This window comes from Rhodothermus bifroesti (assembly GCF_017908595.1).
GTDB lineage: Bacteria > Bacteroidota > Rhodothermia > Rhodothermales > Rhodothermaceae > Rhodothermus > Rhodothermus bifroesti.
The window spans coordinates 198851-224298 of the sequence record NZ_JAGKTL010000004.1 but is presented as its reverse complement, the minus strand read 5'-3'; the positions used below and the strand labels follow the sequence as shown (position 1 = coordinate 224298).

Annotated in this window: 20 protein-coding genes and 1 tRNA gene; 11 read left to right on the top strand and 10 right to left on the bottom strand. The window is 56.2% G+C overall.

The genetic code is table 11. The features are described 5' to 3' along the window. Positions 1–5: 5 nt before the first annotated feature. On the bottom strand, positions 6–827 hold the full coding sequence (locus J8E65_RS10130) for a hypothetical protein (protein WP_210375631.1): 822 nt from the start codon (positions 825–827) through the stop codon (positions 6–8). A gap of 100 nt (positions 828–927) precedes the next feature. Between J8E65_RS10130 and porD the strand changes: the two genes are divergently transcribed. Beyond that, positions 928–1836 (top strand): type IX secretion system protein PorD, encoded by a 909-nt coding sequence (porD, locus tag J8E65_RS10125; protein ID WP_210375630.1) that lies wholly within the window; start codon positions 928–930, stop codon positions 1834–1836. 76 nt (positions 1837–1912) lie between these two features. After that, positions 1913–3199 carry a cystathionine gamma-synthase family protein gene (locus J8E65_RS10120; RefSeq protein ID WP_210375629.1) on the top strand — a complete coding sequence of 429 codons (1287 nt, stop codon included), beginning with the start codon at positions 1913–1915 and terminating at the stop codon, positions 3197–3199. A gap of 11 nt (positions 3200–3210) precedes the next feature. On the opposite strand, the gene J8E65_RS10115 is transcribed toward J8E65_RS10120, so the two are convergent. Continuing rightward, positions 3211–3294 (bottom strand) — tRNA-Leu (locus tag J8E65_RS10115). A 92-nt stretch (positions 3295–3386) separates the two neighbouring features. Here J8E65_RS10115 and J8E65_RS10110 point away from each other — a divergent pair. Both J8E65_RS10110 and J8E65_RS10105 read left to right on the top strand, forming a co-directional pair. Then, positions 3387–5639, top strand: a complete 2253-nt coding sequence (locus J8E65_RS10110; protein ID WP_210375628.1) for a S46 family peptidase — start codon at positions 3387–3389, stop codon at positions 5637–5639. Then, positions 5636–7906, top strand: a complete 2271-nt coding sequence (locus J8E65_RS10105; RefSeq protein WP_341481760.1) for a S46 family peptidase — start codon at positions 5636–5638, stop codon at positions 7904–7906. The genes J8E65_RS10110 and J8E65_RS10105 overlap by 4 nt, the downstream gene beginning before the upstream one ends. Here J8E65_RS10105 and J8E65_RS10100 read toward each other — a convergent pair. Together J8E65_RS10100 and J8E65_RS10095 are read right to left on the bottom strand one after the other, a co-directional pair. Then, complete coding sequence (locus J8E65_RS10100) at positions 7896–8813, bottom strand: alkaline phosphatase family protein (RefSeq protein ID WP_210375627.1); 918 nt, start codon at positions 8811–8813, stop codon at positions 7896–7898. The two genes, J8E65_RS10105 and J8E65_RS10100, sit on opposite strands and share 11 nt — an antisense overlap. Next, the gene (locus J8E65_RS10095; RefSeq protein ID WP_210375626.1) at positions 8810–9703 is read right to left on the bottom strand and encodes a DNA-processing protein DprA; all 894 of its coding nucleotides are present in this window, start codon (positions 9701–9703) and stop codon (positions 8810–8812) included. The genes J8E65_RS10100 and J8E65_RS10095 overlap by 4 nt, the downstream gene beginning before the upstream one ends. A 135-nt stretch (positions 9704–9838) precedes the next feature. Between J8E65_RS10095 and J8E65_RS10090 the strand changes: the two genes are divergently transcribed. After that, on the top strand, positions 9839–11071 hold the full coding sequence (locus tag J8E65_RS10090) for a patatin-like phospholipase family protein (protein WP_210375625.1): 1233 nt from the start codon (positions 9839–9841) through the stop codon (positions 11069–11071). Here the strand turns inward: J8E65_RS10090 and J8E65_RS10085 are convergent. From J8E65_RS10085 to J8E65_RS10070, 4 genes are all read right to left on the bottom strand, one after another. Next, on the bottom strand, positions 11037–13769 hold the full coding sequence (locus J8E65_RS10085; protein ID WP_210375624.1) for a S9 family peptidase: 2733 nt from the start codon (positions 13767–13769) through the stop codon (positions 11037–11039). The two genes, J8E65_RS10090 and J8E65_RS10085, sit on opposite strands and share 35 nt — an antisense overlap. 8 nt (positions 13770–13777) lie before the next feature. After that, entirely contained in the window at positions 13778–14593 is an 816-nt protein-coding gene (locus J8E65_RS10080) for an esterase/lipase family protein (RefSeq protein ID WP_210375623.1), read from the bottom strand. 15 nt (positions 14594–14608) lie between these two features. After that, positions 14609–16420, bottom strand: coding sequence for a glycoside hydrolase family 2 protein (locus J8E65_RS10075; protein WP_210375622.1), 1812 nt, complete (start codon positions 16418–16420; stop codon positions 14609–14611). A gap of 69 nt (positions 16421–16489) precedes the next feature. Beyond that, positions 16490–17101, bottom strand: coding sequence for a diacylglycerol/polyprenol kinase family protein (locus tag J8E65_RS10070; protein WP_210375621.1), 612 nt, complete (start codon positions 17099–17101; stop codon positions 16490–16492). 124 nt (positions 17102–17225) lie between these two features. Here J8E65_RS10070 and hemE point away from each other — a divergent pair, with 124 nt between their 5' ends. Both hemE and J8E65_RS10060 read left to right on the top strand, forming a co-directional pair. After that, positions 17226–18293 (top strand): uroporphyrinogen decarboxylase, encoded by a 1068-nt coding sequence (hemE, locus tag J8E65_RS10065; RefSeq protein WP_210375620.1) that lies wholly within the window; start codon positions 17226–17228, stop codon positions 18291–18293. Positions 18294–18502: 209 nt separating this feature from the next. After that, positions 18503–19234 (top strand): RluA family pseudouridine synthase, encoded by a 732-nt coding sequence (locus J8E65_RS10060; protein ID WP_237181895.1) that lies wholly within the window; start codon positions 18503–18505, stop codon positions 19232–19234. Here J8E65_RS10060 and J8E65_RS10055 read toward each other — a convergent pair. After that, complete coding sequence (locus tag J8E65_RS10055) at positions 19207–19509, bottom strand: family 4C encapsulin nanocompartment shell protein (protein WP_210375619.1); 303 nt, start codon at positions 19507–19509, stop codon at positions 19207–19209. The two genes, J8E65_RS10060 and J8E65_RS10055, sit on opposite strands and share 28 nt — an antisense overlap. Positions 19510–19531: 22 nt before the next feature. Here J8E65_RS10055 and hemF point away from each other — a divergent pair, with 22 nt between their 5' ends. From hemF to J8E65_RS10035, 4 genes are all read left to right on the top strand, one after another. Continuing rightward, positions 19532–20521: an oxygen-dependent coproporphyrinogen oxidase gene (gene hemF / locus J8E65_RS10050; protein ID WP_210375618.1), complete on the top strand. Its 990-nt coding sequence runs from the start codon at positions 19532–19534 to the stop codon at positions 20519–20521. A 91-nt stretch (positions 20522–20612) separates the two neighbouring features. Continuing rightward, positions 20613–21545 (top strand): CDP-alcohol phosphatidyltransferase family protein, encoded by a 933-nt coding sequence (locus J8E65_RS10045; RefSeq protein ID WP_210375617.1) that lies wholly within the window; start codon positions 20613–20615, stop codon positions 21543–21545. A gap of 34 nt (positions 21546–21579) precedes the next feature. Beyond that, positions 21580–22908 carry an inositol-3-phosphate synthase gene (locus tag J8E65_RS10040; RefSeq protein WP_210375616.1) on the top strand — a complete coding sequence of 443 codons (1329 nt, stop codon included), beginning with the start codon at positions 21580–21582 and terminating at the stop codon, positions 22906–22908. Next, on the top strand, positions 22905–23678 hold the full coding sequence (locus tag J8E65_RS10035) for a phosphocholine cytidylyltransferase family protein (protein WP_210375615.1): 774 nt from the start codon (positions 22905–22907) through the stop codon (positions 23676–23678). Before J8E65_RS10040 ends, J8E65_RS10035 begins: the two co-directional genes overlap by 4 nt. Here the strand turns inward: J8E65_RS10035 and pckA are convergent. After that, positions 23664–25247 carry a phosphoenolpyruvate carboxykinase (ATP) gene (gene pckA, locus J8E65_RS10030; protein WP_210375614.1) on the bottom strand — a complete coding sequence of 528 codons (1584 nt, stop codon included), beginning with the start codon at positions 25245–25247 and terminating at the stop codon, positions 23664–23666. The two genes, J8E65_RS10035 and pckA, sit on opposite strands and share 15 nt — an antisense overlap. Positions 25248–25448: the final 201 nt, after the last annotated feature.

The following is a 25448-nucleotide window of genomic DNA, read 5'->3' as shown; positions in this document are numbered from 1 at the left end:
GCCTTTTAGAGCCGAAGGGAAAGGGAAAGCGCTGGCGACCAGCCCAGCTGCGCATGATGTTCAGCGGCGATGTCGGCCTCTAGGGCTCCAAGGGCAATGCCAAAACCTGCTGTAAAACGTTCAGGGAGCGACCCACTACCGGCCCGCAGGGCCAAGACCGGCAGTGCCCAGACCTCGATGCCGACGCGAAAGTCAGGCGCAAAACGCATGGTCTGCAGTACATCAAGTAGAAGCTGGAAACGGTTTGAGGGCTGGTAAGCCAAGCCTATAGCCAACGTTTGGGGTAGCGCTTCGCGTCCAGCCCAGCGCGGGGCATTGACGTTGGTTGCTGCCAAACCTAGGGCCAACCAAGGGAAAACTTCAGCCTGCAGGCCTCCCCATATGCCTACAACCCCTGCCGAGCCGTAGCGTGTGAGGGCAACGTGCTGGTAGCGCAAGCTCAGCCCAAGGCGTAGCGGCCGCCGGCTTGCCGGATAGAAAGCCTTGGCCAAGCCGAGCCACAGGTGCGTTTCCCGAAAATCTTCAAAGCCAAACGTACGGACACCAAGGGCAAACGTTGCCGGCGAGGTTGGATGCACATAGGTGACTGCGCCTAAGCGCAACGCCTCTAGACCGTAGGCCTGGCTGACCATGAAGGACAGCATAGGGCGCTGGCAGCCTGCCCAGGAAGCAGGGTTTGCGTGCGCCCAAACCTCGGCACTCAGCGCCGTTGTCGCACCGGCCAGGGCTACAGCCCGCGCACCGCCTTCGAGCGTTTGCGCGTGAGTGATTCCCGCCCATCCTAGCGTAGCCACCACCAAAAGCCAGATGTGCACCTGTTTCAACATGACCCTTTTAAGAAGACACACCTTACGGTGTGGTGAAAGTCTAATTTGGCGCAATTCTTTTGGGAAACCCACGCCACAAGTAACCGTACGATACCGCGCTATGGCTTGGATGCGCTTATACCAATGGATAGGGATGTGGCTTTTGCTGCTCGGCATTGCCAGTGTAACTGGCGTGCGGGCACAAGAGCTGAACTGTACGGTTTCGGTCAACTATCAAAAGCTTCAAGGCTCACAGTACAATTACTTGCGTGAGCTGGAGGACCAAATCCGGCGCTACCTAAACGAGCGGCGCTGGACAGACGACGCGTTTCAGGATATCGAGCGGGTTGATTGTACCCTGCAGGTCTTTTTTGAAGAGGCAGTCACGCTTACGCGCTTTCGGGCACGCCTGGTGCTGGCTACACGCCGACCTATTTATGGCACGCTGCAATACACAACGGTGCTGCAACTCAGCGATCCAAACTGGGAGTTCGAATACCCGCAAGGCACGCCGCTGATTTACAATCCAGAACGCTTTGACCCGTTAAGCTCGGTACTGGATTTCTACGCGCTGGTGATGCTGGGTTACGATTACGATACGTTTAGTGAACTGGGCGGCACACCGCTGTTTGAGCGGGCACGGCGAATTGCTGATCTAGCCCAAACTGCCGCAAACAGTGGTTGGAACCCGATAGGAGACGATCGAAGCCGGGTAGCTTTGATTACCCAATTACTTGATCCGCGATACCGACCGCTACGTCAGGCCTATTTTCAGTATCACTTTAACGGCTTAGACCATTTCCTACAAGATCCTGATCAAGCACGGGCAGCCATTCTCGAAACGCTACGCACCATAGAACGGCTAAACCAAGAATTGGCCCGATCATATATGATGGACTTGTTTTTTGCCGCCAAGTATCAAGAGCTAGCTGCAGTGTTTTTGGGGTCGCGCTTTCAGCAGGAGGCTTTTGTGTTGCTAAGCAACCTGGACCCCGCACATTTGTCGGAATACAACAAACTGGCACAATAAACGTGCAGCAAAGGAATGTTTTTGTATTTTATTGGAAGCGGTTCCAGATTCGTTTTATATAAACCCAGTTGAAGTTATGCCGCGTAGACCCAGACCCAAATGGCCGGCTGAAATTAACGGCCATCGTTTGCACCCGGAAAGCTTAATGATGAGTTACGGCTACCGACCCGAATGGTCGGAAGGAGCGCTCAAGTGCCCTATCTTTCAAACTTCGACGTTTGTTTTTCAGTCTGCAGAAGAGGGTAAACGCTTTTTCGAGCTGGCCTATGGATTGCGTGAGCCGCAGCGGGCGGAGCAGCTTGGGCTCATCTATAGCCGTTTGAATAATCCCGATCTCGAAATTCTCGAAGATCGGCTTACGCTTTGGGATGAAGCTGAAGAAGCTGCCGTCTTTCAGAGCGGCATGGCTGCCATTTGTACGACACTGCTCACGTTTTTGCGTCCTGGCGATGTGGTGCTGCACAGTGAGCCACTCTATGGAGGTACCGACTACCTGATCAAACGCATCTTACCCGAGTGGGGTATTCAGCCTGTGGGTTTTCTAGCTGGAGCTTCGGAGGAGGAAATCCGCGCGCGCATTGCGGCGGCGGGAATAGCTGACCGGATTCGGGTACTGTATGTCGAAACACCGGCCAACCCGACCAATCGGCTTGTGGATCTCCAAGCTTGTGCACGCATTACTCGAGACTTGGGGCAATCAGCGCGGCCCGCATTGCTCCTGGTCGACAACACCTTTTTGGGGCCGCTTTGGCAGCATCCGCTTAAGCATGGGGCTGATCTTGTGCTCTATTCGGCGACCAAGTACATTGGGGGCCACAGTGACGTTATTGCTGGAGCTGTTTTGGGCAAAAGTGAGCTTGTCAAGGCGATTAAGGCCACGCGTACGTTTACCGGTTCAATGGCCGAGCCGTGGACAGGTTGGCTGCTGCTGCGCAGCTTAGAAACCCTCAAAATTCGCATGGAGCGGCAAGCCCGTAATGCCCATCGCGTGGCCGACTTTCTGGCTGAGCACCCCAAGGTAGAAAAAGTCTACTATCTGGGCCATTTGCAGCCGAGTGACCCCCAGTGGGAGGTCTTTCAGCGCCAGTGTGAAAGCCCAGGTGCCATGATTTCGTTTGAAATTCGGGGAGGAGAGGCCGAAGCCTTCCGATTTCTAAATTGCCTGAAGCTGATTAAGCTAGCAGTTAGCTTAGGAGGCACTGAATCGCTGGCCGAGCATCCGGCGACGATGACGCATGCCGATGTCCCCCCTGAAGAGCAGCGGCGTATTGGGATTCGAGAAAATCTTGTGCGGCTTTCTGTAGGGATCGAGCATCCAGCGGATCTGATCTTAGATCTAGAGCAGGCGCTGGAGGCTGTTTAAAAGACTGGTTGTGCGAAAGGGGGGACTCGAACCCCCACGGCCTTGCGGCCACGAGATCCTAAGTCTCGCGCGTCTACCAGTTCCGCCACTTTCGCGTGCTTTACACATTGCCCTTAAATATATTCCAGTTGTTGGGCAGGTTCCAATACGCTGCTCAGAGCTTTCGATGAACTATTGTTGCAAGACCATGAAACGCGTAGATGGGCTACTCATCCTGAGCCTGATCTGGTTTTGGGGATGCGCAAGCAGTCGTCCCTCTGCTACTGTTCCTGCGGTTTCTTCCACGGCGCCCCCACCTCCTGCCGTAGTACCTGAGGTGCTGGCGTCGGGAGCAGCTGTGTTGGCTTCCGACACCGTGCAGGCTGGGCGTTTTGACAACGGCAAGATGTGGACGTTTGAAGATCCGCCGATCGCCTATTTTGCCGAAGCCTATGGTTTTCGTCCCGATTCGAACTGGTTTCGCGAGGCACGTTTAGGGGCACTTCGCTTGCCGAACTGCTCTGCCTCTTTTGTGTCGCCTAATGGTTTGGTGATGACCAACCACCACTGCGCCCGCGAAGCCATTGTAGCAGTCAGTCAGCCCGGAGAAAACCTGCTAGACCATGGATTTTATGCCCGTTCCCTTGCCGAAGAGCGCCGGGCTGAGGACTACTATGTCGACCAGCTCATTGAAATCCGGGACGTGACTCATGAAGTCTATGCGGCACTGGAAGGCGCTGAGACCGATGCCGAGCGGGCTATGGCCCGCCAGCAAGCCATTGAAGCGCTTGAGCAACGCCTTTTGGAAGAAAAAGGCGGTGAGGAAGCAGGCTATGTAGTCGAGGTTATCTCGCTTTACAACGGCGCAAAATACTCAGCGTATATTTTCCGGCGCTATCGCGACTTGCGGTTGGTAATGGCACCTGAGTTACAATTGGGATACTTTGGTGGCGATCCGGACAATTTTACCTATCCGCGCTATGCGCTCGATGTGACGTTTTTCCGGGTCTACGACGAAAATGGCCGGCCAATGCGCACGCCACATTACTTTCGCTGGAGCCAGGAAGGGGTTAAAGAAGGGGATGCTGTTTTTGTGATCGGTAACCCTGGTTCCACGAGTCGCTTGCAAACCGTGGCGCAACTTGAGTTCCGGCGCGATGTGCTGGAGCCAGCCATTTTGCGGTTGATCCAGACGCGCATGGCTGCTCTTCAGGAGCACCTACAAGGGCTACCCGAGGGCTCGGAGCGTGAGCAGGTGCGCAATGAAATTTTCTCGCTCAGCAATGCCGAAAAGCTCTACACAGGCCGTGTTAAAGGCCTGCGGGATCCTTACATTATTGCCCGGCGGCGTGATGCGGAGCGTCGCTTTCGCGAAGCGTTGCAGCGCGATTCAACATTGGCGCAAACCTATGATCCCCTATTTGACCGAATGGCTGAGCTCGTTCGTCAGCAGCGCACGTATGCGACGGAGCTTCAGGCTTTTCTCGGATTTAACCCGGGCAGTAGCCTAAGCAGTACGGTGGAGCGCCGCGCTATTTTGGCGTTTATCTACGCTAGCCGAAAGCAGGTTGGAGCTTCGGAGGAGATGCTCGCTGAGCTGCGCCAGCAGATCCTTAGCGTTGAAGACCAGCCCAAAGGTGTGCAATGGCGCTACCTCAAAGCGCGCCTAGAGGACTTTGTGCATTACTTTGGAGCCAGTAGTCCAGTAGTGCAGCAAATCCTGCAGGGGCGGGATCCTGAAGAGGTTGCCCAGCACATTGTGGCCCATTCGGTCTTGGCCGATTCGGCGCAAGCGGCGCAGGCGCTGGCCTCTGGCACGCTTACGCTGGAGGATCCGGCCGTTGCCTTGGTTGCAGCAGTATGGCCACGTTTCCAAGCGTTCCAGAGCGCCTGGGCAGGGATCTCCGCGCAGCAGCAGGAGATCGCCAGCCAGCTTGGACGGGCGCGTTACGAGGTCTATGGTACTGCTGTACCTCCCGATGCTACCTTTTCGTTGCGCATTGCCGATGGGGTGGTCAAAGGCTACACCTACAACGGCACGCTAGCGCCCCCATACACAACGTTTTACGGGTTGTACGACCGCTACTACGCTTTTGGCCCAGCCACCGATTGGACGCTGCCGGAGCGCTGGCTCCATCCCTCAGAGACCTTTGACCGTTCTACCCCGCTGAACTTTGTGGCTACGGCCGACATTATCGGCGGCAACTCGGGCTCTCCTGTCATTAACGCCAAGCTTGAAGTGGTGGGATTGGTCTTTGATGGCAACATCGAGAGCTTACCCGCCGATTACATCTATCTGCCCGATCGAGGCATGCGGGCAGTGGCAGTCGACGTGCGAGGCATCTTGGAGGCGCTTGACGAGATCTATGATGCTGATCGTTTGGTGCTGGAACTGACCACCGGGGAGGTGGTCGGCACTGAAGAGGAAGCCGATGCGCGCATGAGCCAGAAGGCACCGTGAAATCTGCTATAGCACATCGCTTAGGGCTTTGGGGGCTCAGCTTTACGCTGGGCCTCCTGAGCCTGCGCTGCGCTGGTCCGCGTGAGACGGCGCGACTGGTTGACGTGCCGCCGCTGGTAACCGAAGTCGATACGACTTCAGCTTCGGTACGCGCAGAGGCTTCGGATGAGCGGATACCCGATACCGTACGTGCTGGGCGTTTCGATTGGGGGCGGCTCTGGACGTTTGAAAATCCCCCTCTGGACTATTGGGAGACAACCTATGGTTTTCGGCCCGATTCGGCCTGGTTGGCCCAAGCTCGCCTGGGAACGTTGCGCCTGGTTTTTGAAAGCGGCCGCTGTACGGGGGCTTTCGTTTCGCCTCATGGACTGGTGGTAACCAATCATCACTGCACCTGGGAGAGTCTCGACCGCATTGAGCGCCCTGGCGAGGCCTTGCTGGAGCAGGGTTTCTATGCCGATTCGCTTGGCGACGAGCGACGATTGCCCGGCGTGTATGCAGAGCAGCTCCTAGAGGCTCGCGACGTAACCGAAGCCATTGTGCGCGGCTTAGATGAAATCCGCGACGACGTAGAACGAGAGCGTCTACGTAATCGTCGCATAGAGCGTCTCAAGCAACAACTGACCGCAGAAGCACGAGGGCGAGACACCACGCTGCAGGTTGAGATCGTATCCCTCTATTATGGTGCGCGTTATACAGCTTATACTTGGCGTCGCTATTACGACGTGCGGCTGGTGATGACGCCCGAGCTCCGCATTGGGTATTTTGGCGGTGACTTTGACAATTTTACGTATCCACGCTACAGCTTTGACGTCAGCTTTCTGCGCATCTATAATGCGCATGGTCAGCCACTGCAGAGTCCATGGCATTTTCCCTGGAGTACGGAAGGTGCTCAGGCGGGGCAGCTGGTTTTTGCCATAGGCAATCCCGGGCCTACGCAACGCCACACCACAGCCAGTCAGCTTACGTTTGCGCGCGACTACACGTTGCCTCAGCGGCTTCGGCTGTTGCGCCGAAGGGCGCGTGTGTTGGAAACCTATGTGCAGCAGTATCCCGATTCGGCCGACCACTACGGATTGCGCAGCGTGTATTTTGCCATCAGGAACGCGATCAAGGCTGCCGAAGGGCAGCTTGAAGGCTTGCGCGATGCCTACCTTTTGGCCCGAAAAAAGGCTGCCGAAGATTCGCTGCGGCAAGCCATGATGCGTAGCGACTCGCTGCGCAACCGCTATGGCAATCTGTTTGCGCAGCTTGAGATACTCCAGCGGAGTAAGGCTGCAGCGGCCTCGCAGGCTGCTGCTTTTGAATTCTTCGGCTCCAGCACGCTGTTGAGTTCACATATTCTGCTGCGGGCCCTCTATGGCTATGCCTATGAGCTGATGCGTCAGCGGGGTGTTTCACCCGAACGCCTAGAAGAAGTGCGCAAAGAGGCCTTACAAATTCGAGACTGGCCCGATTCGGTGGAGGTGGGATACATCACGGCGCGCTTGGAAGAGCTGCGCGACTATTTAGGGCTCCAGCACCCAAGTGTGCAGCAGCTTTTGGGGAATCGCACGCCGGCCGAAGTAGCTCGCGACCTGGTAGCCCGCAGTGCGCTTAAGGATTCCAGTAGTTTTGCCCGGTTGCTCAAAGAAGGGTACCTGCGCAGCAAAGACCCCTCTGTGCCCGTTATCGAAGTGCTTGGACCTCTATACTTTACGCTAGGGCAGCAACTAGATCAGCTCGAGGCGCGGGAGCGCTATCTTAATGCCCGCCTAGCTGCGTTGCGTTTTCATGTTTACGGCCACCTTGTGCCGCCCGATGGCACGGGAACGCTGCGCATTGCCGATGGCCGCATCGAAGGCTATCCGTACAACGGCACGCTGGCGCCAGCGTTTACCACGTTTTTGGGGCTTTATGACCGGTTTTACAGCTTTGAAGGACGTGGACCCTGGAATCTGCCTGCCCGATGGCTAACGCCTTCAGAAGCCTTTGTGCGGGCTACGCCCTTTAACCTAGCGGCCAGTACCGATATTTCGGGGGGCAGCTCCGGTTCGCCTCTGGTTGACCGCGATCTGCGCTTGGTAGGCGTGGTGTTTGACAGCAATATGGAAGGTCTGGCGGCTGAATATCTTTATCTGCCCGAGCGCGCCCGAGCTGTAGCTGTTGACAGTCGCGGCGTGCTTGAAGCGTTACGCCATGTGTATGGAGCCGACCGGCTGGTGGTGGAGCTTGTCACAGGACGGTTGCTTGAGGCTGAGTCCGCTGTTGAAGCTACTAGGCCCTAGCTGCTTTAAGAAGGGCTACAATTGTAGGTGTGATGTCGCGCAAATCACGCGCATGCCGAAAATGCATAGCCCCTTGGCCCCAAGCTGCCAGCGGTACAGGGTTGCGTGTGTGCGTGCGCGCACGCAGGTCTTCTAAATTGCCGTGATCGCTGGTGACCAGCAAGAGTTGTTGCTTGGGGTCCAGCAAGTCCAGCAGCGCCGCAAAAAATCGATCCAGTGAAGCAAGCACGCGATAAGCTTCAGCCATATCTTGGCTATGGCCGGCCTGATCGGTGAGAAAGTACTCCAATAGCGTAAAGGCATGGTTTGTGGCTATATGCATCAGGCGGTGGGCTGCTTGGGTTTCATCAATGACTGTAACCATAAAGCCGGCGTCGCGGAGCCTTTGTCCTGTTAGATCGGCGGCTAGGGCGTTTCCCTTCGCCAGGGCTTGCAGATCCCGAAGCATGACACCAGCCTCTAAGCAGCAGCGTGCTGTTACATTCCAGCGATTGCGCATGCGTGCCTGCGTAAAAAAGGTTGGGGGATAAGCATTGACAAAGGCAACGCTGCGCTGGCGGTTTTGCAATCGTCGAAAAACGTTGTAGCGGGCTAGCACGCTGTGTGTGCGTGAGTGCGGATAGGGTCCGTAATGCCGGCCTGCGATGCGGGCACAGTTAAATCCGGTTAGCAGCGTGGCCTGTCCAGTGCCACTTTGGGGCAAGCCTGCAACGCCCAAGGTAGCGTCGATAGGCAAAAAAAGCTGTGTGCTACCAAAGCGTGGCCGTGTTTCTAGGCTCCAGGCTTGACCACCAGCAAGTTCCATTAAAGCAGGCCAGCGAAAGCTGCTCAGGGGGTTGCGTGCATGCACGGGCCCTAGGCCAACCCCATCGAGAAACACCCATAACACCTGAAGCAGCGGTTTCATGATGGCATCAGGGCGCGGCGGGCTGCTTCGACGACCCATTCAAAATCTACCGCATCTCGGACAGGATGTACTTCGGGCAGCGTGCGGGTACTGATGCCAAAGACAGGGCGATTGGCTTGAATGGCCCATTCAAGGGCCCGTTGCTCTGGCGTTTCCTCGCGGGGTTCTACAAACACTACGGCCTGGGCTAGTGCAGCTTGCACTAGGGCCCGTTGTTCGTCCCGTGTGTCGCTGGGCGGTTGCTCCATAAGAAATGGGGACAGCAAAAGTCCCCCAGCACGTAACGTGGCTGTTGCGACCGGACGAATTGGCGGCAGCAACTGGGCTAGGCCGGCGTTGGTCACCATAATGGCAGCTCGAGGTGGAGCAGCGTTGTGGCAGAGCTTCTGCAAGGCTACGTCGAAGCCCGTAGTTGCTCCAGTAACCGGAATGCAGCCCGCGTCGATCGCATGTAACACGAGGTCTTGGGCCCGGTCGTAAGCACTTTCCGAAAGCGGTGGCCGAGCCAGTAAGGCAATGCGAGGCTGCTCGAGCACGTCTAAGTTACCGTAAGCGAAAAGCAAAAAAGGACGCCACTCGGGAGGTAGTGCTTCTAGTCCTGCAGGCCAGGCGGGGTCACTGGGGGTGAGGACGCGTATCCGCCGCGTGATCAGATTCGCCAGCTCTGAGCGCGCTTGCGCCAGCTGCTGTTCCATAAGGCTGGTGTTGTAAAGAAAAGCAACCAAGCGCGCCGAAGCCGGCCGGTCGGCTAGGGCTTCCTGGAGCTTTTCGCGCGAATGCTGTTGGAGGGCATCGTAGCGCGACACATGCCGTACGAGCCAGCCTGCTGTGGCTGTATCGGCTTCAGGCAAGCGGGCCAGCGCCAACGCAAACAGTGTGGTTGCAGCCATAAGACAGTCAACATACAGTGTAATATAGAAACCCTTCGACAGTTTGCCTATAGTTTCTATTGAGGCTTATTGCCTAACATAGTATCGTCGATACTCATCAAAAGCAAAGTTATGTGGCAGGCATTCTGGCAAGCCATGCGACGCTGGTGGCAGCAGGAAAACGCAGGAGACTGGGCGCTAGTGCTTAGTGGTGGTGGAGCGCGTGCGGCGTATCAGGCTGGCGTCATTCGTTACGTTGCTGAGGCATTTCCAGACAGGGCATTTACGATTTTGGCTGGCGTTTCCGCAGGAGCTATCAATGCAGCCCAGCTCGCTAACCACACCGGCACGTTCCCTGAGGCAGCTGAACGGCTTGTGCAAACCTGGCGGGCCGTGCGTCTTGAAGATGTCGTGGCGCCCGTTTCGCGCTGGCAGGTGTTGCGCACGCTGCTTCGGCGCGCCCGGGACGACGACCAGCCCTTGCCTGAAAACACGCTGCGCGGCTTGGTGGATAATGCGCCTTTACGGGCTTTTTTGAAACGCCACTTGCAAACCACAGACGGTCGGCTGCACGGCGTAGCCTTCAATCTAAAACGAGGTACACTACGTGCTTTTGCGGTTACAACCACGAACTACTCGACGGGGCAGTCGGTCACCTGGGTCGAAGGTCGTAACATTGAAAACTGGGAGCGCCCCGACCGCCGTGGGGTGCAAACCGAGCTGACCGTTGAGCATATTTTAGCCTCAGCGGCCTTGCCTTTTGTCTTTCCAGCCATTCGACTGGGGGATGCTTGGTATGGGGATGGTGGTATTAGCCTGCTCACGCCGCTGGCCCCAGCGATTCACTTAGGAGCCGACGCAATCCTGGCCATTTCAACACGTTATAAACGCACCCAGGAAGAGGGGAACGCGCCTGATGTGGTGGGTTATCCACCGGCTGCACAAATACTGGGCATGTTGCTCAATGCCATCTTTTTAGACACGTTCGATCAAGATGCGGCCATGCTGGAGCGCATTAACCGATTGGTGCGGCAACTTCCACCACATCAGCGGCAAGGGCTGCGGCCGGTTCGGCTTTTGATCCTCAGGCCATCGGTCGACTTAGGCAAGCTAGCAGCCGAGTATCCTCCACCTACGCAGGGGGCGCTTCGCTTTTTAACTTGGGGCTTAGGCGCGACCGAGACGAAAACGCCTGACTCGCTTAGCATGATGCTATTTGAGCCGGATTATATTGCGCGATTACTAGAGATCGGCTATGAAGACGCTCGCCGGCAGCACGATCACCTTGCGGAATTTTTGGAAAGAGCGCCACGGCGCCCTCCCGGCAATGGGCATGCAGAAGCTTCCCTGGTGTTCAGCGGTGCGCAAGCACCACGCGTAGCCCAATAAAGGCAGGGGGTGAAGCAGGGGTTTCCCCGGTGCGGGGATCGCGTGCGGTTACGGCTGAGGCACCCCAGGGAATGAGTCGACCTCCCACGTCTACAGCCCATTCGGCTACGTTGCCATCCAGATCGTACAAAAGGGGTGCTTGGGGATCTTTGGCGTTTCCAGGGGGACGCGAGCCTACCGGCATCAGCAGCTCGTCAGGTCGAATCGTGCTAAGCACTGCTTCCAGTTGCTTGTGCTCGTCTGGATTGGGTGTGTAGCCGAGCCAGTAAGTTAGCGTGTTCTCTGATGGTCCAGCCAGCTGCTGGAGTTTTTCCAGCTCCCGCTTTGTCGGTAAGCGATAGGGCTGGCCTGTTTGGCGACGCAGCCAGGCTACGTAGGCTTGGGCTTCCTCAGCCGAAAGACCATTGGCCGGATAATTTTCGGTTCCAGGCGGTACTGGATAGGCTGCATGGAAAGCACGAAACTGCGCCCGCGTGATTTCAAAGCGGCTCACTTGTAGCGTATCGCCTAGCATGATCATTTCCGGAAGCAGCAACCCCTGATGTTCTACTCCATAGCGGCCGTCTTTGGTGCGTGCGATAGCTCGAGCGCGCAAGCGTAGCGTCAAAGGAGCGTCTTCGGGAAGGATACGCTGGCGCAACCGTAAGTCTATCGGGTTGCGCCCAAATAGGTACATGTCGGCCCAAGCCAGATCTTCTTCCATTTTGCGCTTCTGGTGGGAGGGGCGTTGGAAGCTATGGGGTTCGCCGGGATACAGCAGAAAGCGCACAGGCGCTTTACCCAGTTGCTGGAGCGCCCGGTAGTGCTGCCAGCCCTGTTCGGTAGGTACGGCTGTGTCTTGGTCTCCAAAATGGATGAGCGTGGGGGTAACTACCCGATCCAATCGAAAAAGCGGACTTTTGGCAATATAGTGCTCTAAGCGCTCCCAAGGTGGTCCCCCGAAATAGGAGTCGTCAAAGCGTACGCCAAAGGCACAGTTGCCATAGTCTGAAATCCAGTTCACGTTGCCAGCACCCGGCATAGCCACCTTAAAGCGTTCAGGATAGGCGACCGTTAGGGCAATGGTCAGGATAGCGCCATTGGACCAACCCATGACGCCAAGGGAGTCGGGATGGACAAGCCCTTGGCTTACCAGGTGCTCAATGCCGCGGATGATGTCGGGCAATTCCAGTTCGTAATACCGGCCTTTAATAGATTCGACGAACTTCAGTCCGTGGTGGCCGCTGCCGTGATAGTTAGGGCGCAGCACAAAGGCACCCCGCTGCGCCCAAAGCGGAGGATAGACGGTCCAGTCCGCTCGCCAGGCATCCAGGTCGACGCTGCTGGGGCCTCCATGAATGACCACCATGAGGGGGTAGCGGCGACCTGGCTGATAGTTGAAGGGCTCATAGAGAATACCGTTTACCGTGTCGCCTTCGGCACCCTCCCAGTAAATGACTTTCGCGCGGGGAAGGGGATGGTTCTGCAGCTGGGCATTTAGCCGTACAAAAGGCCGCACTTCGCTTAACCGTCCCTGGCGATACGTGCCTACGAGGTATTGAGGTAGGGAATCTGCGCGAGAGTACACAAAGGCGATGGTGCGGCCATCAGGACCAATGCGAAGAGACGTGCTGTAGTGTAAGCGTTCGTCTGAAACCGGATAGGCTTGCCAGCCATTGGCCCCTTGGGCATAGAAGCGAGATTGCATGCGTGGGCCATGGGCAAGCTGCACGTGCACGCCCCCTTCGGCCACTTGGTATCCACCGTAGCCCACGCCTGCTTCCCAGGCTAAGGGCACTTCGGCATAGGTGCGTGTGGCTAGGTCAAAGTAGTACAGCTTGGTGATTCCGGCACCTTCGTTTTCTGGGTCAGAAGCAAATTCGTCACTAGCGTAGAAGCCCTTGCCGTCAAGCGCCCAAAGAAACCGCTCCGGATCAAAATAGCGCTCGGTGAAAATTTCGACTGTTTCCTGCCGTTCAAGATCCAGCAAGTACTGGCGCGGCTGATGGCGCGCATCGGCATCGACCGGATGGGGATCAATGCTGTAGACGATATAGCGTCCGGTAGGATCGATCGCAAACTCCAAAATCTTGCCAGTATTCTCTGTGATACGTTCCATTTTTTTGGAGCTAAGCGATAGGCTAAAAAGCCGAACCGGGTAAAACTCCGTCGTGTCTTCGACGGCCTGGGCGTCGTCTTTTTGTTTTTTGCGCTGCTGTTCGCTGAACGTGATCGTTTCGCGAGCGGCAAGAATGATGCGCGAGCTATCACGCCAGGCAAAGTCTGTTACCGGTACCTCTAGTTCGGTTAGACGATAGGGTTCTCCGCCGAAGGTGTCTAGTAGCCAAAGCTGGCGTCCTGCGGCCTTGTCATTTTCGCTGGTCTTTCGGGAAGAGAGAAAGGCGATATAGCGCCCGTTGGGGCTCCAGCGCCCATGCTGGTTGTCGCCGCTGCGGGTAAGTTGTACGGTTAAGGGTAGTCCGTCAGGTCCTTTGCGATCGAGATAGGTCAGAAACAAGTCGGTTTCAAAGCGATCCTTTTCTAGGTTCGCTTTGCGGCGCGTCCAAAGCAGCCGCTTGCCATCGGGCGAGATTTCTAGGTCCGAGAGCGTTTCTTGCTGCAAAATGTCCTCTATGGTCCAGGTCTGTCGCGGCTGCGCTTGTCCAGAGAGGGCAAAAGTTAGCAGTAAAACAGCCCCAGCAAAGAGTTTGGGTAGCATGGTTGCATCTAGTCTATGGCAGCTTCTAGGGTATGGTGGAGCCACTGGCAGAGATAAAGAAAAAAGGTTTTTGCATTGAAAGGTGCGCCGGGCCCTAGGTGAAGACCGATTTGGCGTAGGTGATCGGCCGGCAGCGTCCCCATAAAACGACCCCAGCGGGCACTGCGCACCGCTACGTAGCCATCGTTGCGTCCTTCGTGCCGATAGATGTATCGAGCTAGGGGTGCAATGCAAGGGGTAATGGGCACATTGGTGCTGGGTCCAGCCATGCCCGCCCAAGAGATATAGTGCACGTCAGGATGATTAGGCACCTGTGGGTTGAAGATCTCGGTGACGTAAGCAGGAGTCAAGCACTCCAGCGCTTCCAGTAAGGCGGCAGGTGCTTCAGGGAGCACCCAATGACTTAAGCGGTGCGCCAGTTGGGCAACCAAACGTTGGGTGAGTGCAGGACGCTGCAGCAGCAAGTATGCTAGTGAAGAGCCGTGATGGGGGGTTGAAAGCGTAATAAGCGCGGTCACGTGCCGATAACCATCTAGGCAACTGATGAGGTAACGGGCGTCCAGTCCGCCCATAGAATGAGCAATCAGGTGTACTTTAGGTGCACGCGTTGTTTCTAGAAGGGCTTGCAGATGACGTCTCCAGAAATGGGCGCGTTGCGCAATGGGGGCATAAGGAGCGACTACGGGGGCATAGGCTCGAATGCCATAGCGGCATAAAAAACGCGCTATAGGCTCAAGCTGGCCTTGACGGCCTATCAGGGGAAGGGCACCTAAGCCGTGAAGTAAAAGTACCGGATAGCGAAGCCATGGCACACCGGTTTTCATATAGGGCCATGAGATTTAAGGCGTGCTGCCTATAGCCTTTTGGGCCAGTTCATGATAGAAGGCTTGTAATACATAAAAGGCTTGCTTGCGCTGCCCGCGATCCGAGATAACGCCTTTGCGGTTCCAGTAGTCTTGAATTTTCGGCAAAGGGCGTCGTGGAGAACGGAAATCCTTCAGAATCCAGGGTGAGGTACCCACAAGGAATGGAATGCGTTGCAGCATAGCGATTTGATGCCGATAGAGCTGGGCCTGGTACTCCTCGGTCCAGATTTGCTGGGGCGATCCGTGATAGCCGGCGCGGGCATCGCCACCCCACTCACTCATGATCAGCGGTTTGTTGTAGACGCTTTGCCACACAATGCGGTCGGCTTTTTCTGGTGGGCCGTCGTACCAACCAATGTATTCGTTATTGCCCAGTACGTCCAAGTAGGCACCCAGCTCGTCGTCGATCACGATTGTGGAATCGTTGATGTAGCGGTGCTCGAGTGCGGCTGTTACCAGTCGTGTAGGATCTAGACGGCGTGCTTCTTCGATAAGCGTTTGTAGGAAATGTAAGCGTGCTTCCCCCCGGGGCGTTTCATTGGCTACCGACCAAAAGATGACGGCTGCACGGTTTTTATCGCGCGTGATCATCTCCTGAAGCTGCTGTTTGGCCAGGGCCAGTGTACGCGGATTATCCCATTGGATGGTCCAGTAAACCGGAATTTCTGCCCATACCAGCAGCCCCATAGCCTCGGCTGTGCGCACCATCGCTTCGTTGTGTGGATAGTGGGCCAACCGCACAAAATTGCAGCCTAGCTCACGCGCCCAGCCCAGCAGCACGCGCGCGTCTTCTTCAGAGAAAGCCCGTCGTCCTGCAAAAGGAGCTTCTTCGTGGATCGAGATGCCACGTAAGAAGATGGGACGCCCGTTTAGTAAGAGTTGTGTGCCCCGGGCTTCGATGGTTCGAAAGCCGATGGTGTCTATCAGAGTTTCGTAAGGGGTGATGAGTTCGACCCGGTAGCGTCGGGGATGTTCGGGGCTCCAGTGCTCTATATTGTCGGGAGTGCGCAGCCGGAACGTACCCCGACCGTTGGTATCGGGCTGGATCGTGTGCGATAACCCCAGCTCAGGCAGCTGCAGCGTTACCGCAAGCGTACGTTCTGGGCCGTCAAGCTGCACCCAACCGGCAAGGTAGGTGGGGTCTGCAGGATCGAGTTGCACAAAATAGTCGCGCACAAACGTGCGGGGCGTTTCGATCAGGAGCACATGGCGCGTCAGCCCCCCATAGTTCCACCAGTCCATGTTGTCGGTGGGCACGCCATCAGGACGGCGGCGGTTGTTCACATAAACCACCAGGTCGTTTTTGCCGTTGCGAACGCGCTGCGTAATCTCAAAATTGAACGGGGTAAAGCCCCCTTCATGGCGTCCTAATTCTTGGCCGTTAAGCCAAACGATAGCTTCGTAGTTGGCTGCGCCAAAGTACAGAAACAGTCGCCGGTCGGCAGGGAGCGTGTAGGAGAAAGTGCGCTGATACCAGACGGTACCTTCGTAGAAAAGCAGTTCGGCGCGCTGGCTGTTCCAATCGCCAGGCACTTCAAGGCGTGGTGCTTCCTCGAAGCTGTACTCAATGCGATCGGCTGGGTGCTGCGGCCGTTGGTTTCGAAAAAAACCATGAGGATCGGGCGTGTTACGGTAGGTACGGTAGCCGACGTCAAAAGGGTCGACAATCGCTGCCCAGCTTCCATGGAGCGATGTGGTTTGCCGGCCCTCTACGTTGATAAGCAGTGGCGTGGGTTGCGCGTAAGCCGAAACGACCAGTAGGAGTAACCCAAGGCCAATATCCATGGCTTTAACCGATCCAGTGAGGTTAAGGACAGCTGAAGCCTACGTAATTTTTCTGTTGGAATCAATGCGCTACTGTAGCACCCAAAGTAGCAAGGCTACGGCAAGGGGGACGCGCAGGTTGTCGTTGAGGGGTAGCGGCAGCACTTCCAATGCGGTGGCCAGTAAGGCAGCTGCCAAACCGTGCATAAAAGGTATGGGAAAGAAGCTGGCTGTGATCAGGGCGGCACCAAAAAAAGCCAGCGATCCTTCAATCGTGCGATGACTGCCTGGCCAGTGGTGGCGACCAAAGCGAAGACCGATTACGGCTGCAGCCGCATCGCCGACCATAAAAATGGCAAAGGCTGTAGCGGCTAGGGGGAGGGGGAAAAGTGTAGCTAGCAGAGCACTGGAAAGCAGGACCCAGCTAGCACCGTTGATCACGACGGTACGATTGGCCGGAAGCTCCTCCGGACGCATCATATAGCCGAAGAGCTTTTGGATGAGGCGATGAAAGGCTGGCCAAAAGGCCCGAAGCAGGTCAGCACCTAAGGCTGCCAGCGCAAGGGGCCAAAGTATTACGAGGGCTGTTGGACGCGTTACGTGCAGCATGCCAATAGGGATACTAAGCGCCAGCAAGTGCAGCCCTTTTCGGAAAAGCTCGCCTTGGTAGGAAAGCACGCTGGAAGGAGACGTCTGAGCCATAGGTCTTGAGCGCTACGTTCGGCCGATCAACGAAGGCTTCCCCTGTTAGGTTCATATTGCATAACCAGGGAACCCAGCTTGTCGTCTTGGAATAGGCCTGGCGGTTAAAGCCTTAAAAGCGTTTATGGCCAACGTTTCGCCCCTGAAAAATGATCTGCTCCTTCGGGCAGCGCGTCGCGAACCGGTTGAACGCACGCCAGTGTGGATCATGCGGCAGGCTGGGCGTTACCTGCCGGAATACCGTGCTTTGCGCGCCGAAGAGGCTTTCTTTGATGTAGTGCGCACGCCTGAGTTGGCTACCGAAGTGACGCTGCAGCCGTTGCGCCGCTTTCCACTCGATGCCGCGATCATCTTTTCGGATATTCTTGTTGTGCCTCAGGCCATGGGTCTGCGCGTCGAAATGGTTCCCGGTCAAGGGCCTTGCTTGTTGGATCCGCTACGCAAGGTTTCGGATTTGCGCCGCTTGCATCGGCCGGTGATTGAAGACGAACTGCACTACGTGCTTGAAGCCTTGAGGCTAACGCGACGGGCCTTGGATGGCAAAGTCCCCTTGATTGGTTTCTGCGGAGCACCGTGGACGCTCATGGCTTATATGATCGAGGGTGGAGGGAGTAAAACTTTTAGCCAAGCTAAGGGCTGGCTCTATGGTGCTCCGGAAGCTAGCCATCAGCTACTTTCGCTACTGACCGAGGTGCTGGTGGAATTTTTGACGGCACAAATCGACGCTGGAGCACAAGTGATCCAGGTGTTTGACTCTTGGGCTGGGGTGCTCAGTCCTGATTTGTACCGAACGTTTGCGCTTCCTTACTTGCGTCGGATTGCTGAAGAGGTGGGGAAAGCGCGGCCGGGCGTGCCGCGTATCGTCTTTGCACGTGGGGCGCATGCTACTTTGGATGAGCTAGCCGCGTCGGGCTATGATGTGGTAGGCATCGACTGGACCGTCGATCCCCGTCAAGCCCGGCAGATAACGCAAGACCGCGTTGCATTGCAGGGCAATTTAGACCCATGTGCGCTGTATGCCGACCTGAAGACGATTCGCCGGCTCACGCACCAGATGCTAGAGGCCTTTGGCCCGCGGGGCCACATTGCCAACTTAGGGCATGGGTTGCACCCTACGCACGATCCGGAGCACGTGCGGGCATTTGTAGAAGCTGTGCACGACTACATGCCTGTTGCGAACACGTGCGCTTGATGTGGGACAGCCTTAAGTATTGCTGAACCCAGCGTGGCCAGCCGTAAACTGAGACCCATGAACTAGCCCCTTAGCCAGCGCTGCACAACTCGGTAAGGTTGCGGTCTGTGGCGTGCTGCTAAACATTCAAGAGGAGTAGACAGGCCTGGTGCTTGAACGTGGTCCAAAGCTGCTCCGTTTGATGGAGGGTTGACCTGACTGAACGCGTCATGAGCTTGGAGATGTTGAAGCCGGAAGCTTTGCCGGTGCTGTACTACGACAATCACTTGCTGGTAATCAATAAGCCAGCAGGGCTGCGGAGTCAAGGAGACCGTAGCGGGGCGCCAACGGTGCTATCCTTGGCTAAAGCCTGGCTGAAGATGCAATGTCACAAGCCTGGAAATGTATACTTGGGGTTGGTGCATCGGCTGGATGCACCCGTTTCGGGTGTGATGGTGCTGGCCCGCACTTCTAAGGCAGCCGCACGGCTTATGCAGCAATTTCGAGATCGTACGGTACAAAAAACCTACCTGGCGCTGGTGGAAGGAGAGCTTGAAGGGGGAGGCACTTGGGAAGACTATGTGGCACCGGCTGGCGAGAGCATGCGTCTGGTGCCAGAGTCGCATCCCTGGGGACGCCGAGCTGTGCTTCACTGGCAGGCCTTGCTGAGCCGAAATGGCCTGACATTGCTGCGTTTGGTGCCTGAAACCGGCCGTAAGCACCAGATTCGGGTTCAGCTGGCTTTCCGGGGATACCCGATTCTGGGCGATCGGCGCTACCGGTCACGCCGTGCTTTTGTCCCCCATCAGTTAGCCTTGCATGCTTGGCAGTTGCAACTCACGCATCCTACCCAGCGCATCCCTATGGCTTGGAGCGCCCCGCCCCCCGTTACCTGGAATGCAGCCTTTCGGCTGTCGATAGATCAGCTGCTGCGTTACTTAGAAGCTGAGGGTATTCGGTAGCCGGATGCTTCTGCTGCACAGATGGCTGCTGCCGGCACCACACATACGGCTTCCTGCCGGAAGGGGTCAACCACAATAGGAACGTGCAAGTAGGTTTCAAACTGGCCTGCTCCACGTTGAAACTGACGTCCAATAGCCTTACATAGGCGACGGTAGGCGGCTTGACCTACCAGAATATAGCGCGGCTCATAGCCTGCCTCTTGAAGTTGGCGGAAGCTGTCGTGGATGAACGGCAGGATCTCGTCGTCGTTTGGCGTATATTCCAAAATAGTCATCGCAAAGCACTCTACGTTGGTTATGATGGATGATCACGCCCGCGTCCGTCGCTTGCGCGAAGCACCCCGAACAGACCTTCCGATGGCGCACCGCGTGCAGCGTTTTGTTGAAGCCTTGCAGCGGCATATCTGTAAAGTTTTGGAAGACGTCGATGGTGCAGCGCAGTTTCGCCGAGATGTTTGGAAATACCGTGAAGGGGGCGGTGGGCTAACTTGCGTGCTTGAAAACGGGGCTGTTTTCGAAAAAGCCGGGGTCAATACGTCGGCCATTTGGGGACAGCTTGCGGATCAGGCAGCACGGGCTATTGGCGTGTCGCCTGCCCCGTTTTTTGCCACCGGCCTTTCGCTGGTGATTCACCCCCGTTCGCCCTATGTGCCTAGCGTACACGCTAACTTCCGGTATTTTGCCCTTGGTGAAGACCTTTTTCAGCCTCAGGATCAATGGTTTGGGGGCGGTGCTGATCTGACACCGTATTATCCGTTCTTAGAAGATGTGCAGCATTTCCACCGCGTTTGGAAAGCGGTTTGCGACCGCCACCCTGGGGTGGCTGACTATGCCCGTTTTAAGGCAGCCTGCGATGCCTACTTTTATCTACCCCACCGAGGCGAAACGCGTGGCGTAGGGGGCATCTTTTACGACTACTTACGCGACGACCCCGAAGGCGCCTTTTTCTTTACCCGTGAAGCAGGTAGGTCTTTTCTGCGGGCATATCTCCCTATTGTGGAACGACGTAAAGGTTTGCCTTATGGTGCGCGAGAACGCCACTTTCAAGCGTTGCGGCGCGGGCGCTACGTAGAGTTTAACTTGCTCTATGATCGGGGCACACGCTTTGGCCTAGAGTCTAATGGCCGTACTGAGAGTATTCTCATGAGCTTACCGCCTGAGGCGTGTTGGCAGTATGATTGGCGGCCTGCGCCTGGGTCACCTGAAGAAGCCGCAAGCTGGTATTTTCAACCCCGCGACTGGCTAATGCTCACAGAAGCCGATGTGCCGCAGCCTTGGCTAATTTGAATTCTTTGCGCGGCGTTCCAAGCGTTAATAATTTCGCAACAATTTACTAACTTATGCCGCGCTTGTTGGCTTCAACAGGAGCAGACTTTCTATGCCAGATGAAGCATTGCAACGAGCTTGGCGCACGCCTGAGATTGAAGATCCAACGAACCGGTATGTGATTCATCCTTTGAGCTGGGCTTTGGTGCAGCGTCTAGCCCGGAGGGGGGTGCATCCCAACACCGTGTCGCTGGTGGGGTTAGGCTTAGGTGCAGGTGCAGCCCTAGCCTATTACCACTACGCTTCTTGGCAAGCATGTGTGCTGGGGCTAGCCCTGATGATCGGCTGGCACGTGATGGATGGTGCTGATGGTCAGCTGGCGCGACTAACGGGACGCACCTCAGAGATTGGTAAAGTGCTCGACGGTCTGTGTGACCACGGTACGTTTGTGCTTATTTACCTTAGTTTGGCCTTAGCTACGTATCCTTCGGCCGGTATTACGGCTTGGATATTGGCCGTGCTGGCCGGAGCTAGCCATATCATTCAGGCAAGCACGTACGAGTTTCAACGCCAGGCTTATGACTACTGGGTGCACGGCAAGCAAAGTGCACGCCCAATAACCCCTGAGGCCTTTCGGCAGACGCTTGCCACGAAGCAGGGTCTGGCGGGCTGGATGGGCAGGCTTTATCTGTGCTATTTGATTGTGCAACATCGCGTAGGTGGTGTGGACGCCCGTCTGATGCAACAGCTTGAGACTGTCTTGCGGCACCATCCCCATCCGGAGCTTGTGCGTCAGATGTACCGTTTTTGGCAGCAACCTCTGGTACGGCGTTGGGGCTGGATGAGCTCAAACTATCGGACGCTGGCGATTTTTGTTGCTTGCCTTGGGGGTCAACCCCTAGCGTTTTTTGTGTTTGAACTTGTGGGGCTGAATCTTTTGTTTTTCCTGCTTGTTATGCGCCAGCGATTGCGTAACCAACGTTTCAGGGTCTGGTTGCGGCAGCAGCCTGTTGGACAACCAACCGAAGCTTCGCTGGCCGGTTAATCGTTATCTTGTTCACCATCTAAGAAGTTGACCTATGAGCGAATCCGTTTCTATTGCCTCGCCCGAAGGCAAATTGCTGGTACTAACGCCGGGGCTGGGTGCAGTGGCCACGACGTTTATTGCTGGTGTAGAGGCTGTTCGCCGGGGGCGCGCTCGCCCTTACGGCTCGCTGACCCAGCTGCAGACCATCCGTCTAGGGCGCCGCTCAGCTGGGCGTAACCCGCTGATTCGGGAGTTTCTGCCCTTGGCTGAGCTAGATGATCTGGTGTTCGGCGCCTGGGATATCTTTCCCGATGATGCCTATGAGGCTGCCGTGCGGGCTCAGGTGCTCGAAGAGCGCGACCTAAAGCCATTGGAAGACTTTCTGCGGACCATTCGGCCTATGCCGGCGGTCTTTGATCGGCAGTACGTTCGTCGACTCGACGGACCCAATGTCAAAAAGGCCCGTACCAAAAAAGAACTGGCCCAAATGCTGCGCGAAGACATTTGCCGTGCTATGGACGAAACAGGTGCACAGCGGGCTGTGATGATCTGGTGCGGCTCTACGGAAGTCTACACGCGGCCCTCCGACTGCCATCGCTCGATTGAAGCCTTCGAAGCTGGCTTAGAAGCCAACGACCCAGCCATCACACCGTCACAGCTTTATGCCTACGCGGCCATCATGGAGGGTGTCCCGTATGCTAACGGGGCCCCCAACCTCTCAGCTGATGTGCCTGCGTTGGAACAATTGGCTGAGGAAAAGGGCGTCCCTATTGCCGGTAAAGATTTCAAGACCGGTCAAACGATGCTCAAAACGGCTTTGGCGCCGGCCTTTAAGGTGCGCATGCTAGGGGTGCGTGGCTGGTTTTCTACCAATATCCTGGGTAACCGCGATGGCGAAGTGCTCGATGACATCGATAGCTTCCGTGCTAAAGAGGTAACCAAGTCGGGCGTACTCGATACCATCCTGCAGCCGGAGCTCTACCCTGAGCTCTATAGCAACCTTTACCATAAGGTGCGGATCAACTTCTATCCGCCTCGTGGTGATGCCAAAGAAAGCTGGGACAATATCGATATCTTTGGCTGGATGGGGTACCCGATGCAAATCAAAGTCAACTTCCTTTGCCGGGACTCTATCTTGGCTGCCCCGATTGTGCTGGATTTGGCGTTGTTTCTTGATTTGGCGGCTCGGGCTGGCCTAAAAGGCATTCAGGAGTGGCTCTCGTTCTACTTCAAGAGCCCCCATGTCCAGGAAGGACACGTACCTGAGCACGATCTATTCATTCAGCATATTCGGCTGAAAAATACGCTACGTGTGTTGGGTGGTGAGGCGCCTATTACCCATCTTTCCGAAGAGTTTGAGCTTTACGAAAACCTCAAATGAACTGCCAAGCAGCAGGTCTCCGGACGGGCGTGGTGCTAGCTGCGGGGTTGGGCTCCCGGCTGGCAGGTGCCCGTCCGGGCTTTCGTTTGAAGCCTTTGACACCGGTGGCCGGTATGCCGCTTCTGCTACGCACGCTGCGCAGCGTAGCCCTGGCTGGCTGCCGCGACGTGGTGATTGTAGTGGGCTATCACGGCGAGGAAGTGGAAGCAGCAGTCAGGCAGTACTATGACGGACCGCTGCAAGTGCACATTGCCTATAACCCACACTACGCGTTGCAAAACGGCCTTTCTGTGCTTGCGGCCCGGCCCTATGTGGCTGCAGAGCCTTTTTTAGTGATGATGGCCGACCATGTGGTGGGCGATGAGCTGATGACACTAGTTCGCGCCCATGTGCCACCAGCACAAGGGGCCACGCTTCTTGTCGATTATCGGGTCGATCAGATTTTTGACTTGGCAGATGCCACCAAGGTACGCGTCGAGAACGGATGGATTGTCGATATTGGCAAACAGCTAACCAACTACAACGCGATTGATACAGGGGTTTTTGTGTGCAGCTTTGCCCTTATGGACGCGCTAGAAGCTGTTTACCGCGAGCGGGGCGACGCATCGCTTTCGGATGGTGTACGCCGCCTAGCCCAAATGCGTCGTATGGCAGCGCTGGATATCGGTAACGGATTCTGGCAAGACGTCGACACTCCAGAAATGCTGGCCTATGCCGAGGCCCAGTTGTTGGCCCGTGCAGGGCAGCCAGTGACCTTACATTCGAGCTAAGCACGGGCCAGCGGCAGCGACCTCTTGCGTGCATCCAGCACGATACTTCTCAAAGTTCTGGGCAAATAGACGCGCCAGTCGGTTGGCCATCTCGTCGTAGGCTTCGGGGCTTTCCCAGGTATTTCGGGGTTGCAGCAAGACTTCTGGAACACCAGGACAGCGGACAGGCACGGCAAAACCAAAGCGTTCGTCCACTTCTGTAGGCACCTGAGCCAGTGTGCCGTTGTGAATGGCGTCAACCAACGCCCGCGTATAGGCCAACGGAATGCGGCGCCCCTGGCCGTAAGGTCCCCCAGTAAGCCCCGTATTCACCAGCCAAACCTGGGTACCGTGACGGCGAATGCGCTCAGCCAGCATCTCGGCGTACTTGAAGGGATGCCAAACGAGAAAAGCCGCGCCAAAGCAAGCTGAAAAGGTCGCTTGCGGCTCGGTAACGCCTACTTCGGTACCAGCCACCTTGGCAGTGTAGCCGCTGATGAAATGATACATCGCTTGCTCTGGCGTCAGGCGTGCCACTGGCGGCAACACGCCAAAGGCATCGTAAGTCAAAAACAAAATGTTGCTTGGATGACCGCCGCGGCAGGGAATTTTAGCGTTGTCGATGAATTCGATGGGATAAGCAGCCCGCGTGTTTTCGGTGATGGAAGCGTCGGCATAGTCAACCTGTCGCGTTTGCGGATCGAAAACCACGTTTTCTAACACAGTGCCAAAGCGAATCGCGCGGTAAATTTGTGGTTCGTGCTCCGGAGAGAGGTGGATCACTTTAGCGTAGCAACCGCCTTCAATGTTGAAGATCCCCTCGTCGGTCCAGCAGTGCTCATCGTCACCAATAAGACGGCGTTGCGGATCGGCCGACAGGGTTGTTTTTCCTGTTCCCGAGAGCCCGAAAAACAACGTTACGTCACCTCGAGGCCCTTCGTTAGCGGCACAATGCATGGAAAGTACGCCCTTGAGGGGCATCAGGTAATTCATGACCGTGAAGATCCCCTTTTTCATTTCTCCAGCATACTCGGTCCCTAGGATGACCATTTCCCTTCGCTCAAAAGAGAGGTCCACACTGGTCTGTGAGGTCATGTGTGAAGTGTATCGATTGGCTGGGAAACGCCCAGCGTTCAGAATGACGTAATCGGGCTCGCCAAAGTGGATAAGTTCTTCGGTGCTGGGCCGAATCAGCAGGTTGTGCATGAATAGGGCATGATAGGGCCGTTCACAGATAACCCGCACCTTGAGCCGATATTTAGGATCCCATCCGGCAAAACCGTCCACCACGTAGAGTCGGGCACGTGTGTTTAGGTAGTCAATAGCCCGTTCCCGGTTGATCAGGAAGGTGTGCTCGTCGAGCGGAATATTGATGGGGCCCCACCAGATGTGGTCTTGGCTTTCGGGATGTTCGACGATGCGCTTGTCGGCTGGACTGCGTCCGGTTTTGCGTCCTGAAGTGCAAGCCAGCGCGCCGCTGCTCACCAGTGCAGCTTGGGGGTCAAAGCGGATGGCTTCCTCGTAGAGCACAGCTGGGGAAGGATTGTGCAATACCTGTGGAACGTGCAAGCCGTAGGCGGTAAGGTCCATACTTTTTTGTCTATTTTTTGAATGGGACATGCTTCTAAACGCACAACACAAGCTTAAAATTCAGTATAGGAAAAGCGCTCCCAGGCGATATTAAATCCTGTTAAAAACAGGTTGAGGTCCTCAAGAATAAGCTGTGCTTACGCGAAACTTCAATAGCAGCCAGGAACTGGCAGCCCTTGTTTGGTTCTAAGGCGTAGGCCA